15 protein-coding genes are annotated in these 18,038 nt (G+C 73.6%); 8 read left to right on the forward strand and 7 right to left on the reverse strand.

What is annotated here, in order from left to right; translation table 11 throughout:
- Nucleotides 1-45 precede the first annotated feature (45 nt).
- From AC5WAM_RS23150 to AC5WAM_RS23160, 3 genes are all read right to left on the reverse strand, one after another.
- Nucleotides 46-867, reverse strand: a complete 822-nt coding sequence (locus AC5WAM_RS23150; protein ID WP_366795975.1) for an enoyl-CoA hydratase/isomerase family protein — start codon at nt 865-867, stop codon at nt 46-48.
- Nucleotides 864-1,295: a Zn-ribbon domain-containing OB-fold protein gene (locus AC5WAM_RS23155; protein WP_495523636.1), complete on the reverse strand. Its 432-nt coding sequence runs from the start codon at nt 1,293-1,295 to the stop codon at nt 864-866. Before AC5WAM_RS23155 ends, AC5WAM_RS23150 begins: the two co-directional genes overlap by 4 nt.
- A 105-nt stretch (nt 1,296-1,400) precedes the next feature.
- Complete coding sequence (locus AC5WAM_RS23160; protein ID WP_495518662.1) at nt 1,401-2,651, reverse strand: lipid-transfer protein; 1,251 nt, start codon at nt 2,649-2,651, stop codon at nt 1,401-1,403.
- A gap of 106 nt (nt 2,652-2,757) precedes the next feature.
- Between AC5WAM_RS23160 and AC5WAM_RS23165 the strand changes: the two genes are divergently transcribed.
- Nucleotides 2,758-4,368, forward strand: coding sequence for a FadD3 family acyl-CoA ligase (locus AC5WAM_RS23165; protein ID WP_495523637.1), 1,611 nt, complete (start codon nt 2,758-2,760; stop codon nt 4,366-4,368).
- 28 nt (nt 4,369-4,396) lie between these two features.
- Here the strand turns inward: AC5WAM_RS23165 and AC5WAM_RS23170 are convergent, their stop codons facing one another.
- The 4 genes from AC5WAM_RS23170 to afsR form a co-directional block, all read right to left on the reverse strand.
- Nucleotides 4,397-4,783, reverse strand: a complete 387-nt coding sequence (locus AC5WAM_RS23170) for a VOC family protein (RefSeq protein ID WP_495518663.1) — start codon at nt 4,781-4,783, stop codon at nt 4,397-4,399.
- A 141-nt stretch (nt 4,784-4,924) separates the two neighbouring features.
- Nucleotides 4,925-5,128 carry a hypothetical protein gene (locus AC5WAM_RS23175; protein WP_138960301.1) on the reverse strand — a complete coding sequence of 68 codons (204 nt, stop codon included), beginning with the start codon at nt 5,126-5,128 and terminating at the stop codon, nt 4,925-4,927.
- Nucleotides 5,129-5,309: 181 nt separating this feature from the next.
- Complete coding sequence (locus AC5WAM_RS23180) at nt 5,310-5,489, reverse strand: hypothetical protein (protein WP_495518664.1); 180 nt, start codon at nt 5,487-5,489, stop codon at nt 5,310-5,312.
- Nucleotides 5,490-5,711: 222 nt separating this feature from the next.
- Nucleotides 5,712-8,606 carry an SARP-family global regulator AfsR gene (gene afsR / locus AC5WAM_RS23185; RefSeq protein WP_495518665.1) on the reverse strand — a complete coding sequence of 965 codons (2,895 nt, stop codon included), beginning with the start codon at nt 8,604-8,606 and terminating at the stop codon, nt 5,712-5,714.
- 834 nt (nt 8,607-9,440) lie between these two features.
- Between afsR and AC5WAM_RS23190 the strand changes: the two genes are divergently transcribed.
- The 7 genes from AC5WAM_RS23190 (at nt 9,441) to AC5WAM_RS23220 (ending at nt 17,983) form a co-directional block, all read left to right on the forward strand.
- Nucleotides 9,441-10,718, forward strand: a complete 1,278-nt coding sequence (locus AC5WAM_RS23190; protein ID WP_495523638.1) for an amidohydrolase family protein — start codon at nt 9,441-9,443, stop codon at nt 10,716-10,718.
- Nucleotides 10,719-10,776: 58 nt separating this feature from the next.
- Nucleotides 10,777-11,418, forward strand: a complete 642-nt coding sequence (locus AC5WAM_RS23195) for a pentapeptide repeat-containing protein (RefSeq protein WP_366795981.1) — start codon at nt 10,777-10,779, stop codon at nt 11,416-11,418.
- A gap of 262 nt (nt 11,419-11,680) precedes the next feature.
- A complete protein-coding gene (locus AC5WAM_RS23200; protein ID WP_495518666.1) occupies nt 11,681-12,643 on the forward strand; it encodes a TIGR03619 family F420-dependent LLM class oxidoreductase in 963 nt (320 codons plus the stop codon).
- A gap of 11 nt (nt 12,644-12,654) precedes the next feature.
- Nucleotides 12,655-13,440, forward strand: coding sequence for an SDR family NAD(P)-dependent oxidoreductase (locus AC5WAM_RS23205; protein WP_495518667.1), 786 nt, complete (start codon nt 12,655-12,657; stop codon nt 13,438-13,440).
- Between the two features lie 110 nt (nt 13,441-13,550).
- Complete coding sequence (locus AC5WAM_RS23210; RefSeq protein ID WP_366795984.1) at nt 13,551-14,669, forward strand: LLM class flavin-dependent oxidoreductase; 1,119 nt, start codon at nt 13,551-13,553, stop codon at nt 14,667-14,669.
- 126 nt (nt 14,670-14,795) lie between these two features.
- The gene (locus AC5WAM_RS23215; RefSeq protein ID WP_495518668.1) at nt 14,796-16,529 is read left to right on the forward strand and encodes an N-acyl-D-amino-acid deacylase family protein; all 1,734 of its coding nucleotides are present in this window, start codon (nt 14,796-14,798) and stop codon (nt 16,527-16,529) included.
- Complete coding sequence (locus AC5WAM_RS23220; protein ID WP_495518669.1) at nt 16,526-17,983, forward strand: aldehyde dehydrogenase family protein; 1,458 nt, start codon at nt 16,526-16,528, stop codon at nt 17,981-17,983. The genes AC5WAM_RS23215 and AC5WAM_RS23220 overlap by 4 nt, the downstream gene beginning before the upstream one ends.
- Nucleotides 17,984-18,038: the final 55 nt, after the last annotated feature.

Here is an 18,038-nt window from a genome sequence, read left to right on the forward strand (position 1 = left end):
CGGGCGGCGGAGCCCGGCCGTGAGGGGGCGGCCGCCGGACCGCCCCTACCGCAGCCGGTAGCCCCCGCCCGAGCCCCCGCCCCGGGCGCGGGCCGCGAAGAGTGCCGCCTGTCGCGCGGGCGGCGCGTTGCCCAGGGCGATGAGGTGCGGCGCCTGGGCGAGGGCCTGGGCGCGGGCGGCCTCCTTCGTGGCCCACAGGGCCCGGACCGTGCCCTGTACGGACTCGGTGGGGTAGGAGGCGATGGTCGCCGCCGCCCGGAGCGCCGCGGGCAGGAGCCCGGCGCCGGTGCACAGCTCGGAGACGAGCCCCACCTCGTACGCCCGCCGCGCGGACATCCGCTCGGCCGTCCCCATCAGGGCCGTGCGCGCCACCTCCCCGAACGGCATCCGCTGCGCCATGTGCACGGTCTCGTACGCGCTGACCATCCCGTACGTCGTATGCGGGTCGAAGAACGTGGCGTGCTCGGCGGCCAGGGCGAACTCCGCCTCGCCGAGCAGGTAGAACGCCCCGCCGCAGGCCATGCCGTTGACGGCGGCGAGCACCGGCTTCCACAGGTCGTTGGCCTTGGGCCCGACCGTGAGGAGCGGGTCGTCGAGGGAGTACGGCGAGGAGGGCTGGGGCACCTCGGCCGCCCGGTCGATGCCCGTGCAGAACGCCCGGTCGCCCGCGCCGGTGAGGACCACGGCCCGCACCGCGTCGTCGTGGCGGAACTCCCGCCAGGCCGCCGCGAGTCCGGCGGCCAGGGGCAGGTCGATCGCGTTGTGCCGCTCGGGCCGGTCCAGGGTCAGGACGGCCACCCCGGTCGCCTCGTCCCGCTCGACCCGCAGCCCGGCGGCGGGCCCGGTTCCGCTCGCGGGCCCCGTCACGGCCGCTCCAGGACCCAGCGCGGCACGACGACGCCGCCCTGGTCGGCGAAGACCACCTGGACCCGGGCCCCGACGCGGGGGCGCCCTGCCGCCACGGAGTCCAGGGAGGCCCCCGCCCGCGCGACGAGGTTGCCGACGAGCCGGATGTGCGGGGCCTCGGACAGCTCCACGACGACCGGGTGGTACGGGGTGAGGGCGGCGTAGGCGGGCAGCAGCGGCGGGTGCGGGACGACGTACGACCAGATCCGGCCCTTGCCGCTCATCCGGCGCCAGTCGGAGGCGAAGGACCCGCAGTGCGGACAGCAGGGGCGCGGCGGGAAGCGGAGCGCGCCGCAGCCGTCCGCGGCGCAGGCCTGGACGCGCAGCTCGCCGCGGGCCGCGTACTCCCAGAAGGGGGCGCCGTCGTCGTCGACGACGGGGGTCAGCAGTTCGTTCATGGTCTCCCAGCTCCTCCCAGCTCCTCCGTGCTTCCGTGCTCTTCCGCGCTCCTCCGTGCTCTTCCGCAAGGCGCGCGAACGCGCGGCTGCCGACGCTCAGTTCCGCAGCAGGACCGCCGACGTCGGTACGCCTTCACCCGCCGTGACCAGGCACGTCGACGCTCCGGGCACCTGTGCCGTGCCCGCGCCGCGCAGCTGCCGCACGCCCTCCGTGATCAGGTTGAAGCCGTGGACGTACGCCTCGCTGAGGCCGCCGCCCGCCGTGTTGAGGGGGAGGCGGCCGCCGATCTCCAGGGCGCCGCCCTCGGTGAACGCGCCGCCCTCGCCCCGGTCGCAGAAGCCGTAGCCCTCCAGGGACAGCGGGATGAGCGGGGTGAACGCGTCGTAGATCTGGGCGACGTCGACGTCCTCGGGGCCGAAGTCCGCGTGTTTCCACAGGTGTCGGGCGGCGGTCCAGGCGGGCCCGGAGAGCGGGTCTTCGTTCCAGTAGTTGACCATGCCGTGGTGCTGGGCGGGCAGCCCCTGCGCGACGGAGTGGACGTACACGGGCCGGTGGCGGCAGTCGCGGGCGCGGGCGGCGGAGACGAGGACGCAGGCCAGCGCGCCGTCGGTCTCCAGGCAGTTGTCGAAGAGGCAGAGCGGCTCGCTGATCCAGCGGGAGGTCATATACATGTCACGCGTGAGCGGACGCTCGTACATGATCGCGGCCGGATTCTGGTTGGCGCGATTCCTGCAGGCCAGGGCCACGTTGAAGAGGTGGTCGCGGCTGGTGCCGTACTCGTGCATATAGCGGCGGGTGAGCATCGCTATCTCGTCGACAGGACGAAGGAGCCCGAAGGGCCGGGTCCACTGGGCGGGCGTGGGGAGCTGGACGGCGGTGTTCTTCCACGGCCTCGGGCCGCTGCCGCGCTTGCGGGAGCGCCAGGCGACGCCGACCGTGGCCTGGCCCGTGGTGATCGCGGCGGCGAGGTGGGCGAGGGTGGCGCAGGAACCGCCGCCGCCGTAGCCCGCCTTGCTGAAGAAGGTCACGTCCCCGGCGCCGATGGCCTTGGCCACCTCCACCTCGTCGGTCTCCTCCATGGTGTACGAGGCGAAGGCGTCGACCTCGGCCGGGGCGATGCCCGCGTCGGCGAGCGCGGCGAGGATCGCGCGGCAGGCCAAGGCCTTCTCGCTCTCGGGGAGTTGCCGGGCGAAGGCGGTCTGCCCGATGCCGACGATCGCCGTGGCGTCCTTGAGCGAGGCGGTTCCCGCGGGCCTTCTGGCGCGGCCCGCGGGGCGCGTGGCCCTATCCGCCGCCGCTGGTCCTGTGGAACCGTCGGTTGCCGGCGGTTTTCTGGGGGAAGTCATCCGGGTGCCTCCAGACGCCTCGCGGTGCGCCACGCTGCTGACAGCGCGCCAGGCTACAGCTAATCTGACGGATAGTCAGCTACGGGACAGAGGGGGATGGGTGAGGATGCGCGGTGACCTGGAGTGGGGCAGTGTCCCGGGCCTGGTCCGGGCGGCGGTGCGGCGCTTCGGCGACCGGGAGGCGGTCGTCGAGGGCCGTACGCGCGTGACGTACGAGGAGCTCGGCGAGCGCGTCGAGCGGGCCGCCGCCGCGTGTCTGGCGCGCGGGGTGCGGGCCGGGGACCGCGTCGCCGTCTGGGCGCCGAACACCCTCGACTGGATCGTGTCGGCCCTCGGTGCGGTCAGCGCGGGCGCCGTCCTCGTGCCGATCAACACCCGCTTCAAGGGCACGGAGGCCGCGTACGTCCTGCGCCGCTCGCGCGCCCGGCTGCTCTTCGTCACCGGCACGTTCCTCGGCACGTCGTACGTGGCGGCCCTCAGGCGCGCGGCCGGCGACGGCTCCGGCGACGGACCGCTGCCCGGCCTGCCGCACCTGGAGGAGGTGGTGGTGCTCGCCGACGACGCCCCCGCCGACTTCCGCACCTGGAAGGACTTCCTCGCGGGCGGCGACGCGGTGCCGGACGCCGAGGTGCGGGCCCGCGCGGAGGCGGTCGAGGGCACCTGGCCCTCCGACATCGTCTACACCTCGGGCACGACGGGCCGCCCCAAGGGCGCGGTGATCACCCACGCGCAGACCCTGCGCTGCTACGAGATCTGGAGCGACCTCGCGGGACTCCGCGAAGGCGACCGCTACTTGATCGTGAACCCCTTCTTCCACACCTTCGGCTACAAGGCCGGGATCATCGCCTGTCTGATGCGGGGCGCCACGATGATCCCGCAGCCGGTGTTCGACGTGGACACCGTCCTCGCGAACGTGGTCGGCGAGGGCGTCACGGTGCTGCCCGGACCGCCCACCCTGCACCAGGCGCTCCTCGACCACCCGGCCCGGGACGCCCACGACCTGTCCGCGCTCCGGCTCGTGGTGACGGGCGCGGCGGTCGTGCCGCTGCGCCTGGTGGAGCGGCTCCGCGCCGAGCTGGGCATCTCCACCGTCCTGACCGCGTACGGGCTCTCCGAGGCCAGCGGCGTCGTCACGATGTGCCGCAGGGGCGACCGGGAGGAGGTCGTCGCGACGACCTCCGGCCGCGCGATACCCGGCACGGAGGTCCGGATCGTGTCGGTGGCGGGGGAGACGCTGCCGCCGGGCAGCCCCGGCGAGGTCCTGGTCCGGGGCTTCCACGTGATGAGCGGCTACTACGAGGACCCGTCCGAGACCAAGAAGGTCCTGACCGGCGACGGCTGGCTGCGCACCGGCGACGTCGGCGTCCTCGACGAGGACGGCAACCTCCGCATCACGGACCGGATCAAGGACATGTTCATCGTCGGCGGCTTCAACGCCTACCCCGCCGAGATAGAGCAGCTCCTCGGCGTCCACCCCGACGTGTCCGACGTGGCCGTGATCGGGGTCGCCGACGCGCGTCTGGGCGAGGTCGGCAAGGCGTACGTGGTGCGCCGTCCCGGCGCGACCCTCACCGCCGACGACGTGATCGCCTGGTCGCGGCGCGAGATGGCGAACTACAAGGTCCCGCGCGAGGTCGAGTTCGTGCCGGACCTGCCCCGCAACGCGAGCGGCAAGGTCCTGAAGGGCGAGCTGCGCCGGCGCGGCGTGACCGGCTAGCCGGGCTGCGGCCGGGCGCCGCGGCGGATCAGCCGTCGGTCGCGGTCCGCTCGGCCGCGCTGCGCTCCACGCAGAACTCGTTGCCCTCGATGTCGGCCAGGGTCACCCAGCCGAGCCCGTCGGGCCGCCGGTGGTCGGCGACGAGCGTCGCCCCCAGCTTCAGGAGCCGCTCCACCTCCTCGTCGCGGGACCGCTCCTGCGGCTGGAGGTCGAAGTGCACGCGGTTCTTCCCGGTCTTGGCGTCCGGTACGGCGACGAAGAGCAGGTCCGACCCCTCCGGCGTCCTGAGCAGGGCCTCCGGGTCCCCGGGGGTGTCGTCCTCGGCGAGCGACCCGCCGAGCACCCCGGCCCAGAAGGTGCCGAGCGCGTAGGCGTCGTGACAGTCGAATGTGATGTGGCGCACCAGTGTGGTCATGCGGCGGACTATCCGACACGCGGCCCGGCCTGTCCACCGATTTCCGGCCCGGACTCCGGTCCTCGAACGGCTCCGGGCCTCGAACGGCTCCGGGCCTCGAACGGTTCCGGGGCCGAGCGGGCGGCTCGGCCCCGGGGGCGCTCAGCTTCGCGGCGGGGTCGGCATCTGGCCGTCACCGGGCGGTGCCGGGAAGTGCCCGTCGCCCTGCGGGGTGACCGGGGTGTGGCCGTCCCCGAGCGGCGCCGCCACCGGGGAGTGGCTGTCGGCGAAGGCCGTCGTCGAGGCTCCCGCTGAGGCCGCGGCGACCACGGCCAGGGTGACGAGGATCTTTCTGGTTCGAGTCATTCCAACTCCTTGGAGGGGGACGGACTTTCAACAACCGACTCTAGCCGTACATAAGCCCTATATTCGAACAAATGCTGCTTAATCTTGCCGAGTTGGCGCAATCGGGCCACTCCGGAAACGCCTCGGCCGCGGCGGCTCCCCCTCCGCGCCGCCGCGGCCGATCCCCGTCAGGATGAAAGTCTCAGGCGTCCTTCGCGGGCGGGGCCGGCATGTGGCCCTCCCCCTTCGTGGTCGCGCCGCCCTTGGGAGGGACGGGCATGTGACCATCGCCGGTCGGGACTATCGGTCCGTCCTCAGGCGGTGCGGGCATGTGCCCGTCCCCCATGGGCTTGAGGACCTTCTTCTTCTTGCTGTCGCTCATGCGTGACTCCAGCTTGGTGCGGGGCTCCGGGACTAGACCGCCCGCTCGGCAACTCCCCCGAGGGTCGCCGAGCGGGCGGTCCAGGGCCGCTCACGATAGCTGTGGGGCCCACGCGACCCGTCTGCCCCCCGACGCGACGGATCGTTGAAATAAGAGTGGCAGCCCGTCATAAACGTTCGATGAACGTGCTCGAAGACGGCCCTGTGCGCTGCGGAGAAGGCCCTATGCGGCCGCTACCGGACGCAGCAGGACACGCACCTCGTCCGCCTCCGGCGCCGCCGTCTGCTCGTGCAGGGCCAGGGCCTTGCTCCAGCAGGCCCGCGCCCGGTCGATCTGGCCGAGGCTGTCGAGCGCCTTGCCGAGCACGGTGAGGACGTTGGCGCGCATCCAGTCGCCGCCGACACAGCCCGTGGCGAGGGCCTGCTCGGCGTGTTTCGCGGCCTGTGCCGGGTGGCGGGCCGCCAGGTGGATCTGGGCGATGCGGTAGTGCGCCGTGCCCTCCCACAGCCGCTGGCGGTTCTCCGCGAAGATCCGCTGGGCGTCGGTGAGCTGGACGAGCGCCTCCGCGTGCCGGCCGGCCTGGTTGAGGCCGATCCCCAGCGCGTACCGGGCGTTGGCGACCCGGAAGCTGATGCCGAGCTCGTCGTAGAGGGCCACGCCCTGGCGGGCGAGCTCGATGGACTGCTCGGTGCGCCCCATCATGGCGAGGACCCGGGACCAGTTGCACAGGGAGCTGGCCTCGCCGTGGCGGTTGCCGTCGAGCCGGAAGGCCTCGATGGCGCGCAGGACGTGCGTCTCGGCGGTCTTGAGCGCGTGCGGATCGCTGCCCGCGTGCTGGTTCATGCAGCCCACGGCGATGGCCAGTTCGTTGGCCGCGTTGCCCCGCGTCCAGGGGTCGCCGGTCGTCTCGCCGAGGTCCGCGGCGCGCTGCAGCTCCACGGCGGACTGCTCGAAGGAGCCGAGCTTGTTGAGGACCTGCCCGAGGGTCACGCGGGCCCGGCCCTCGGCGTGCGGGTCCGCCGCCGCGTGCGCGGCGTCGCAGGCCGCCCGGGTCACCAGCTCGAAGCGGTGCGAGCTCGCCCCCGACTCCACCAGGTCCTTGGCCGCGAGCAGCAGGTCCACCGCGCGCCGCAGCCCGGCCCGGCCCAGGGACTGCTGGACGCACGCCAGGATGCAGGCCGCCTCCGCGTGCAGCCAGTCCAGGGCCCTGGCGTCGTCCTCGAAGCCCCGTACGGGGTGGTCGACGGACTCCAGGTGATCCACTGTCCGGTCACCGGGACGCTCGAACGCGTACACCCGGGCCGCCGAGGCCAGGTAGAAGTCGAGGAGCCGGGAGAGCGCGGCCTCGCGTTCGCTGGGCGGGAGTTCGTCGCGTTCGGCGCAGGCACGGGCGTAGAGGCGGACGAGGTCGTGGTAGCGGTAGCGGCCGGGGGCCGCGGACTCCAGGAGCGAGGTGTCGACCAGGGACTCCAGGAGGTCCTCGGCGTCCTCGGGCGCGAGGTCGAGCATCGCGGCGGCGGCCGTGAGGGAGATGTCGGGCCCGTCGGCGAGGCCGAGGAGGCGGAAGGCGCGGGCCTGGGCGGGCTCCAGCTGGCCGTAGCCGAGCTCGAAGGTGGCCTCCACGGCGAGGTCGCCCGCCTGGAGCTCGTCGAGGCGGCGGCGCTCGTCGGCCAGCTTCGCGGCCAGGGTGGCGACGGTCCAGGTGCGGCGGGCGGCGAGCCGGGAGGCCGCGATGCGGATGGCCAGGGGCAGGAAGCCGCAGGCGGCGACCACGTCGAGGGCCGCCTCCCGCTCGGAGGCCACGCGCTCCTCGCCGACGATCTTCGTGAACAGCTGGAGCGCCTCGTCGGGGGACATCACGTCCAGGTCGACGAGGTGGGCCCCGGCCAGGTCCACCATGCGGGTGCGCGATGTGACCAGGGCGGCGCAGCCCTCCGTGCCGGGAAGGAGCGGGCGGACCTGGGCGGCGTCGCGGGCGTTGTCGAGCAGGACGAGGACGCGGCGGCCGTCCAGGACGGAGCGGAACAGCGCGGCCCGCTCCTCCAGGGTGTCCGGGATGTCGGGGTCGGCCGTGCCGAGGGCGCGCAGGAAGGCGCCGAGGACCGTCTCGGGCTCGGCGACCCTGGGGCCCGCGCCCTGGAGGTCGACGTACAGCTGGCCGTCGGGGAAGTGCGGGCGCGCGGCGTGCGCGACGTGCACGGCGAGGGTGGTCTTGCCGACGCCGCCGATGCCGGCCAGGGCGGACACCGCCATCACCCGGCCCTCGGCCGTGGAGAGGATGTCGCTCAGCTCCTTGACGAAGGAGACGCGGCCGGTGAAGTCCTGCACGGTGGCCGGGAGCTGGGCGGGCCGGATGACGCCCGCGGACGGTTCGGCCGCGGGGGCCGAGGGCTCGGCCAGGGCCGGGTCGGCGGTGAGGATGCGCTGCTGGAGCTCCTGGAGGCCGGGGCGCGGGTCGACGCCGAGCTCGTCGGCGAGCAGGCGGCGGGTGTCCGCGTAGACGGCGAGGGCCTCGGCCTGGCGGCCGGAGCGGTAGAGGGCCAGCATCAGCAGTTCGCGCAGGCGCTCGCGCAGCGGGTGTGCGGCGGTGAGGGCGGTGAGTTCGGAGACGGACTCGGCGTGGCAGCCCTGTTCGAGGTCCATGTCGAGGCGGGCCTCGACGAGTTGCAGGCGCCACTCCTCCAGGCGGGTGCGCTGGGCGTCGGCGTACGGTCCCGGCACGTTCGCGAGGGGCTCGCCGTCCCAGAGGGACAGGGCCTTGTTGACGAGGGCGCGGGCCTGGCACAGGTCGCCCTGGGCGCGGGCCCGTTCGGCCACGGTCCACAGGGTCTCGGCCTCGGCGAGGTCGAGCGCGCCCTCGGCGGCGCGCACGGCGTAGCCGCCGGACTCGCTGACCAGGGCGCCGGGCGGCAGGACCTTGCGCAGCCGCGACGCGTAGGTGCGGATGGCGGCGAGGGCCTGCGAGGGGGGCTCCTCGCCCCAGATGGCGTCGATGAGTTCGGACGCGGTGGCCGTGCGGCCGTCGCGCAGCAGCAGGGCGGCGAGCAGCGCGCGCTGCTGCGGTGACCCCGTGGACAGCTGCTGCTCCCCGAGCCAGGCACGCACGGGCCCCAGCACGCTGAACCGTGCGGTTGGCTGAACGTCCCCCTCGGCCTCACCGGAGCTACCGCCCGAGCCCGCGCCGCTTGCGCCTGCGACCTGGGCCGCGCCTACGCCTGCGGAACCCGCGGTGCCCGGGGCGCCTGCCGCGGATGTGCCGCCCGCCGCGCCCGGGGCGCTCGCCGTGCCTGCGGCGCCTGCGGCACCCGCCGCGCCTGCCGCAGTCGCCGTCCCTGCGGCAGCCGGGATGCCTGCGGCGCCTGCCGTGCCCGGGGTGCCTGCCACGCCCACCGGGCCTGCGGCACCCCCGGCGTCTGGGCCTGCGGCGCCTGTCGTGCCCGGGACGCTCGCCGTGCCTGCGGCACCCGCCGCCCCCACGGCCCCCGCCCGCCCGGACAGCGGCCCCGCCGCCAGCCCCCTCTTGCTCCGGCCGCCACGTGTCGCCCGGCCCGGGGCAGAGGGCCTGGCGGGGGCGGGGTCCGGGGCAGGGGTGGGTCCGGCCGGGGCCTGGCCGGGGTCCGGCTCCTGGCCCGTGCCCGGCGAAGCGCTTCCCGCAGCCGGACGCCGCTGCTCCGGAACTCGCGGTAGACCGTCCATCGCTCCCCCTGCTGCCCTGCCGCACGCAGTTGCCTATGTCTGATCAAATACGCCCAACTGTGCCCGGCTGTGCCCGGTTCCTGCCTGCTGTGCCCGATACGGGTCTGCCCAGCCCGTACGACGTACTGCGGTGCACAGTTTGCCTTGTCGAGGGCGAATGCGTCAGCCGTGCGAGACGGCTCTCACAGGGCCATCGCACGAGTGACCGTATTCGGACAACTGACGGATCGTCAGATGCGCGCTACCGTGGGCGGCATGGAGACCGTGGAGAACACTGCGGAGAGCACCCAGGACACCGCCGTCACCAGGCCCCCCTTCCCCCGGATCATCTCGGTGGACGACCACACGGTGGAGCCCCCGCACGTCTGGGCGGACCGACTGCCGGAGAAGTACCGCGACCGGGGCCCGCGCATCGTCCGCGCCCCCCTGAAGGAAATGTCGTTCTTGGGCGGTAAGTTCGCCCCGGTGATGGGGACGAAGGGGGACGAAGGCCCCATCGGGGACTGGTGGGTGTACGAGGATCTGCACCGGCCCCTGACCCGCCTCGACACGGCCGTCGGCTGCGCGCGCGACGAGATCAAGCTGGAAGTCATCACCTACGAGCAGATGCGCCCGGGCTCCCACAGCGTCCCGGAGCGCCTCGCCGACATGGACGTCAACCACGTCCAGTCCGCCCTGTGCTTCCCCACCTTCCCGCGCTTCTGCGGCCAGACGTTCACCGAGGCCGAGGACCGTGACCTGGGCCTTCACTGTGTGCGTGCGTATAACGACTGGATGGTGGAGGAGTGGTGCGGGCCCGCCGCCCGAGGTCGGCTGATACCGCTCACCCTGGTCCCGCTGTGGGACGCGGACCTGGCGGCGGCCGAGGTGCGGCGCAACGCGGCCCGGGGCGTGCGGGCCGTCGCGTTCTCCGAGATACCGCCCCACCTGGGGCTTCCCTCGATCCACACCGACTACTGGGATCCGTTCCTCGCGGCCTGCGACGAGACCGGCACGGTCGTCGCCATGCACATCGGGTCGTCCAGCAGGATGCCCTCCACGTCGGCCGACGCACCGCCCGCCGTCGGCTCCACCATCACGTTCGCGAACTGTTGCTTCTCGATGGTCGACTGGCTGATGAGCGGCAAGTTCGAGCGCTTCCCGCGCCTGCGGGTCATGTACGCCGAGGGGCAGATCGGCTGGATTCCCTACATCATGGAGCGCGCGGACGTGGTGTGGGAGGAGAACCGGGCCTGGGGCGGCGTCGCCGACAAGGTCCGCAGGCCGCCCTCCGAGCTGTTCGCCGAGCACGTCTTCGGCTGCTTCTTCGACGATGCCTTCGGGCTGCGGAACCTCGACGCGATCGGCGTCGGGAACGTCCTGTACGAGACCGACTACCCGCACTCGGACTCCACCTGGCCGAAGTCGCGCGAGGTCGGCGAGGCCCAGATGGAACACCTGGCTCCGGACGTCGTGGAGCGGATCGTGCGCGGCAACGCCATCGATCTGCTCGGCCTCACCCCGGCGGGGCTGTGGCCGGGGCCCGGGGCCTGAGCGGGGCCGACCGCCGGCTCCCGGGCGGTTGTCAGTGCCCCGGGGTTCAATCGGAGGCATGGCGATCAAACGTGAGCGGGCCAGTGTCGATCCCTTCTCGCACGAGCCGCCCGTGCCGGACGCGGAGCGGGTGGTGCGGCGCGGGGACTGGTACGGAAGGGACCTGTCGGGGGAGGAGTACGAGCGCTTCACGTTCTTCGACACGGATCTGACGGAGGCGGTCGCCGAGGGGGCCGTGTTCGACGGGTGCACCTTCGCCGGAGTGAAGTTCAACGCGGCGCGGTTCACCTCGGCGGCCTTCACCAACTGCACCTTCAAGCGCTGCGTGTTCTTCGACACCCGGTTCGAGCAGTGCAAGGCGGTGGGCAGCCTCTTCCAGCAGTGCGCGTTCACGGTCTTCGAGGTGCGCGGCGGGGACTGGTCGTTCGTCGCGCTGCCGGGCGCCGATCTGCGCAAGGCCGTGTTCGACGGGGTGCGGATGCGGGAGGTGGACCTCACGGCGGCGCGCCTCGAGGAGGCCGTCGTGACCTGCTGCGACCTGTCGGGCGCGCAGCTGCACAGCACCCAGCTCATGGGGGCCGACCTGCGCGGCAGCGACCTGTCCTCCCTCGACCCGCTGACCGTGGCGATCGGGGGCACGAAGGTCGATCCGGACCAGGCGGGGGTGATCGCCGGGGCGCTCGGCTTCGAGGTGGGCTGAGCCGGGGCGGGCCCGGGGCCGGGCGGTCCGGTCGGTCCGGGCGGGCCGGGCGCTCGTGACCCTTGTCTGATGGGTCGTCAGGTACGACGATGTGGTCCGTCGGCGGCGTGGTCCGTGGACGACGCGGTCCGTGGATGGCGTGGTCCGTGGGCGACGGGGTCCGTGGACGGCGCGGGCCGTCGACGACCTGGTCCGTCGACGTGCGCGGCGGACCGCCCGCCGGACCCGGCGGGCGCGCATCACGGCGAGGGATGGAGTTCCTATGGCGCCGGTGCCCGACCTGGCGGACGTCTTTCCTCCGGGGCGTCTCGCCTACGGCATGCAACTGCCCGTGCAGGCCCGCAGCGTGCTCTTCGCCGAGCCCTGGGAGGCGGGCGCGGGCGCGGCCGACCTGGTGGCGGTGGCGCGGGCGGCCGACGCGGCGGGGTTCGCGTACGTGGCGTGCTGCGACCACGTGGCGATCCCGCGGCGGCTCGCCGACGCGATGGGCACGACCTGGTACGACCCCGTGGCCACGCTCGCCCACCTCGCGGCGGTCACCGAGCGCGTGCACCTGCTCAGCCACGTCGCCGTGGTGGCCCTGCGCCATCCGCTGCTCACCGCCAAGCAGTACGCCACCCTCGACCACCTCAGCGGCGGCCGGCTGATCCTCGGCGTCGGCGCGGGCCACGTGCCGGAGGAGTTCGCCGCGCTCGGCGTGGACTTCGCCCGCCGCGGGGCGCTGCTCGACGAGACCGTGGACGCGCTGCGGGCCGCGCTCGGCCCGGCCGAGTACCCCGAGCACCACGGCCCCGCCTTCGACTTCGCGGACCTCGGGCAGCGGCCGCGGCCCGCCCGGGAGCGGGTGCCGGTCTGGGTCGGCGGCTCGTCGCCCGCCGCCGTGCGCCGCGCCGCGACGCGCGGCGACGGCTGGCTGCCGCAGGGCGACCCGCGCGACCGGATGCCCGCCCGCATCGGGGAGCTGCGGCGGCTGCGCGAGCGGGCCGGGATCACGGAGCCGATCACGGTCGGCGCCCTCACCGAGCCCCTGTACGTGGGCGATCCCTCCTGGCCGGTCGGGCGGCGCACCCTCACCGGCAAGCCGGAGGCGCTCGCCGACTCGCTGCGCGCGTACGCGGCGATGGGCGTGCACCAGATCCAGGTGCGGTTCCGCAGCCGGAGCCGCAGCGAACTCATCGACCAGATGGCGGCGTTCGGCGCTCAGGTCGCACCGCTGCTCGGCTGAAGGGAACCGGGATGGGCAAGCTCGACGGACGCGTGGTCATCGTCACCGGCGGGGCGCGCGGTCAGGGGGAGCAGGAGGCGCGGCTCTTCGTCGCCGAGGGGGCGCGGGTCGTCATCGGGGACGTCCTGGACGAGCAGGGGGAGGCGCTGGCCAAGGAGCTGGGGGACGCGGCCCGCTACGTCCGCCTGGACGTGGGGAGCGAGGACGACTGGCGGGTCGCCGTCGAGGCGACCGAGGACGCCTTCGGCAAGGTCGACGGGCTCGTGAACAACGCGGGCATCCTGCGCTTCAACGAGCTCGTCAACACGCCCCTGGAGGAGTACCAGCACGTCGTCCAGGTCAACCAGACCGGTGTGTTCCTCGGCATCAGGTCCGTGGCCCCGCGCATCGGCGAGGCGGGCGGCGGCACGATCGTGAACACCGCCTCCTACGCGGGGCTCACGGGCATGGCGCACATCGGGGCGTACAGCGCGACCAAGCACGCGATCGTCGGCCTGACGCGCGTCGCGGCGCTGGAGCTCGCGGCCCGGGGCATCCGCGTGAACGCCATCTGCCCCGGCGCCATCGACACCCCCATGAGCAACCCCGCCCAGCTCGATCCGGGGGCGGACGCGGAGCAGGCGGCCCGGGGGCTCGACGCGCTGTACCGCAGGTACGTGCCGCTCGGCCGGGTCGGCAAGGCGCACGAGGTGGCGCGGCTCGCGCTGTTCCTGACCGCCGAGGAGGACTCGGCGTACATCACCGGGCAGCCGTTCGTGATCGACGGCGGCTGGCTGGCCGGGGTCAACGTCTTCTGACGGCCCGTCAGTTCGACGGGGCACCTCTCTTGACGCTCTCCGCGCCCGGTGGAACAGTCGAGTCACTCGATCTGACGGTGCGTCAGAAACGTAGAGGACGGTGAACCGCCTTGGAATTCGGGCTCTTTGTACAGGGATACGTCGGCAAGCGGGCGCAGACCGACCCGCTGGCCGAGCACAAGGCGCTGATGGAGGAGACCGAGTACGTCATCGCGGCGGACAAGGCGGGTTTCAAGTACGCGTGGGCCTCCGAGCACCACTTCCTGGAGGAGTACTCGCACCTCTCGGCCAACGACGTCTTCCTCGGCTATCTGGCGCACGCCACCGAGCGCATCCACCTCGGCTCCGGCATCTTCAACCCCCTCGCCCAGGTCAACCACCCGGTGAAGGTCGCCGAGAAGGTGGCCATGCTCGACCACCTCAGCGAGGGCCGGTTCGAGTTCGGCAGCGGGCGCGGCGCCGGGTCCCACGAGATCCTCGGCTTCCTGCCGGGCATCACCGACATGAACCACACCAAGGAGATCTGGGAGGAGACCATCGCCGAGTTCCCCAAGATGTGGCTCCAGGAGGAGTACGAGGGGTTCCACGGCAAGCACTGGTCGCTGCCGCCGCGCAAGGTGTTCCCCAAGCCGTACGGGTCCTCCCACCCCGCCATGTGGTACGCCGCCGGGTCCCCGCCGTCGTACGCGATGGCGGCGCGGAAGGGGCTCGGCGTGCTCGGCTTCAGCGTGCAGAAGGTCTCCGACATGGAGTGGGTCCTCGAGCAGTACAAGACCGCGATCCGGGACGCCGACCCCGTCGGCGGCTTCGTCAACGACAACGTGATGGTGACGTCCACGGCGATCTGCGCGCCCACGCACGAGGAGGCCGTGCGCACGGCGGTGAACAGCGAGCTCAACTACCTCCAGTCCCTGGTCTTCCGCTACCACGACACCTTCCCCCGGCCCGAGGGCATCCCCCGGTGGCCCGAGGTCCTGCCCCCCTACACCGAGGAGATCGTCGAGCTGCTCATCGCCGAGGAGCTGATGATCTGCGGCGACCCGGACGAGGTCCTCCGCCAGTGCAAGCGGTGGGAGCAGGCCGGGGCCGACCAGCTGTCCTTCGGGCTTCCCGTGGGGATCTCGGCGGAGGACACGCTGCGGACGATCCGGCTGATCGGGGAGCATGTGATTCCCAAGATCGATACGGATCCCGTGCATCGCACCAGCCGGTTCCGTGCCGGGGCTTAGCCCTCGCGGGTGCGCCCCAGGCCCGCCCCTTCCCGATCCGGGGGCTCCGCCCCCGTGCCCCCGTTTTTCGCGCTTCGCGCTCGTCCTCAAACGCCGGACGGGCTGAATGTCGGAAGGCCTCTCGTGATGCTGGACCATCTCATCAAAGGCGCCACCGTCGTGGACGGTACGGGTGCGCCGGCCCGCGTCGCCGATGTGGGGATCCGGGACGGGCGGGTCGCCGTCGTGGCCCCGAACGTCTCAGAGGAGAGCCGCACCGTCGAAGACGGCCGCGGCCTCGTGCTCGCGCCCGGGTTCGTGGATCCGCACACGCACTACGACGCGCAGCTGTTCTGGGATCCGTACGCGACACCGTCGTTGAACCACGGGGTGACGACCGTGGTGGGCGGGAACTGCGGGTTCACGCTGGCGCCGCTGCATCCGGGGCGGCCCGAGGACGCCGACTACACGCGCCGGATGATGTCCAAGGTCGAGGGCATGTCGCTGGTGGCCCTCGAAGAGGGGGCGCCCTGGTCGTGGCGGTCCTTCGGCGAGTACCTCGACGCGCTGGAGGGGCGGATCGCCGTCAACGCCGGGTTCATGGTGGGGCACTGCGCGCTGCGGCGGTACGTGATGGGGGCCGACGCCGTCGGGGGGCAGCCGTCCGCCGGGCAGCTGGAGCGGATGGTCGCGCTGCTGCACGAGGCGATGGCGGCGGGCGCCTGGGGCCTGTCCACGACGCAGTCGTCCACGCACGCGGACGGCGACGGGGCGCCGGTGGCGTCCCGGCACGCGCGGCCGCAGGAGCTGCTCGCGCTCGCGCGGGCGGTCGGCGAGCACGAGGGCACCCAGCTGGAGGCGATCGTCGCCGGGTGCCTGGACCGGTTCAGCGACGCGGAGGTCGACCTGCTCGTGGAGCTGAGCGCGGCCGCCGGACGCCCCCTGAACTGGAACGTGCTCACCATCGACGCGGCCGTGCCCGAGCGCGTGCCGCGCCAGCTCGTGCCCAGCGAACGGGCCCGGAAGGAGGGCAGCCGGATCGTCGCCCTGACCATGCCGATCCTCACGCCGATGAACATGTCCCTCGGCACGTTCTGCGCCCTGAACCTCATCCCGGGGTGGGGGGACGTGCTCGGCCTGCCGGTCCCCGAGCGCATCGCGCGGCTCCGGGACCCGGACGTGCGCGCGGAGCTGCTGCGCCGCGCCACCAGCGAGGAGGCGGGTGTCTTCCGGCGGCTCGCGCGCTTCGACCGGTACGTCATCGGGGACACGTACTCCGAGGCCAACGCCGGGCTCGCGGGCCGGGTCGTCGGCGACATCGCGGCCGAACGCGGCCAGGAGCCCTTCGCCTGCCTGGTCGACATCTGCGCCAACGACCGGCTGCGGACCGTCCTGTGGCCCATGCCGACCGACAACGACCCGGCGTCGTGGGCCCTGCGCGCCGAGACCTGGGAGCACGAGGACGTCCTGCTCGGCGGCTCCGACGCGGGGGCGCACCTGGACCGCATGTGCGGGGCGCCGTACACGACGCGCTTCCTCGGCGACTGTCTGCGCGGCCGCAAGCTGGTCGGCCTCGAGCGGGCGGTGCGGATGCTCACGGACGACCCGGCGCGCCTGTTCGGCCTGCGCGGGCGCGGCCGCGTCGCCGAGGGCTACCACGCGGACCTCGTCCTCATCGACCCGGAGACCGTCGCCGCGGGCCCCGCGACGCTCGTGCACGACCTGCCGGGGGACAGCCCGCGCCTGGACTCCAAGGCGCTCGGGGTGCGGGCCGTGTGGGTCAACGGCGTCGAGGCGATCCGGGACGACGTGGTGACGGGCGCGGTGCCGGGCCGGGTCCTCCGGTCGGGCCGGGACACACGGACGGTGGCCACCCGGTGACGCGCGCGGAGAGCCTGTTCATCGGCGGCGAGCCGGTCGAGCCCGACGGCGGCCACTACGACGTGATCGACCCGGCGAGCGAGGAGGTCGTGGGCCGCGCGCCCGAGGCGAGCCCCGCGCAGGCGCGGCAGGCCGCGGCGGCCGCGCGGGAGGCCTTCGGCCCGTGGTCGCGCACGGCGCCCGAGGAGCGCGCGGCCGTCCTCGACCGGGCCGCCGGGATCATCGAGCGGGACTTCGACGCGCTCGCCGCCCTCGCCCAGGCCGAGACCGGCGCGACGACGGCGACCGCACGCGGCATGCAGGTCGCGGTGGCCGCGGCACGCCTCCGGCGCTATGCGAAGGGCGCCCTCGAACCCGTCGAGACGGCCCTGCCGCCGCAGGTCAACGAGGCCGGGCCGCTGGGGCGCGCGGCCGCGGTCGGCGCCGTGGCGGTCCGCGGGCCGGTCGGCGTCGTCACCTGCGTCACCTCGTACAACAACCCCTGGGCCAACGCGGTGGGCAAGGTCGCCCCGGCCCTGGCGATGGGCAACACCGTCGTCGTGAAACCGGCCCCCCAGGACCCGCTGTCCGTCCACCGGATGGCCGCGGTCCTGGCCGAGGCGGGGGCGCCGCCCGGCGTGGTGAACGTCGTCGGCGGCACCTCCACGGCCGTCGGCGAGGCGGCCGTGGCGGCCGCCGAGGTCGACATGGTGAGCTTCACCGGCTCCACGGCCGTCGGGCGGCGCATCGGCGAGGTGTGCGGCCGCGGCTTGAAGCGGCAGCTCATGGAGCTGGGCGGCAAGGGCGCCGCGATCGTCTTCGCGGACGCGGACCTGGACGCGGCGGTCGCCGGGATCGGCACCACGTTCTCCTTCTACAGTGGCCAGATCTGCACCGCGCCGACCCGGGTGATCGTCCAGCGCGAGGTCTGCGCGCCCCTCCTGGAGAAGCTGACCGCCTACGCCTCGCACCTGAAGGTCGGCGACCCGCGGGCGAAGGGCACGGTGGTGGGCCCGGTCATCTCGGCGGCGCACCGCGACCGCGTCGAGGCGTACGTGGAGCTCGGCCGCAAGGAGGGCGCGCGGCTGCTCACGGGCGGCACCCGGCCCCCGGGCCCCGGCTTCTACGTCGCGCCCGCGCTCCTGGCCGACTGCACCCCCGACATGCGCGTGGTCCGGGAGGAGATCTTCGGCCCCGTCGTCGTGGTCGTCCCCTTCGACGGCGACGAGGACACGGCGGTGGAGCTGGCCGACGACAGCGACTACGGCCTGCTCTCCTACGTCTGGTCGGCGGACGTGGCCCGCGCCTTCCGCGTCGCGCGGCGCCTGCGCGCGGGCGGCGTCGGCGTGAACACGATCGCCCGCAACATGGAGGCCCCCTTCGGCGGCTTCAAGGCCAGCGGAGTGGGCCGCGACTGCGGCTCGTACGCGCTGGCCGCGTACAGCGAGACGCAGTCCGTGGTGTGGTCGGGGTGAGGGGCCTCGGCACCCACACGTTCACCGTACGCGTGGGTGCCTCGGCCGGGCGGTG

The sequence above is a fragment of the Streptomyces sp. JLYT201 genome, assembly GCF_059448825.1.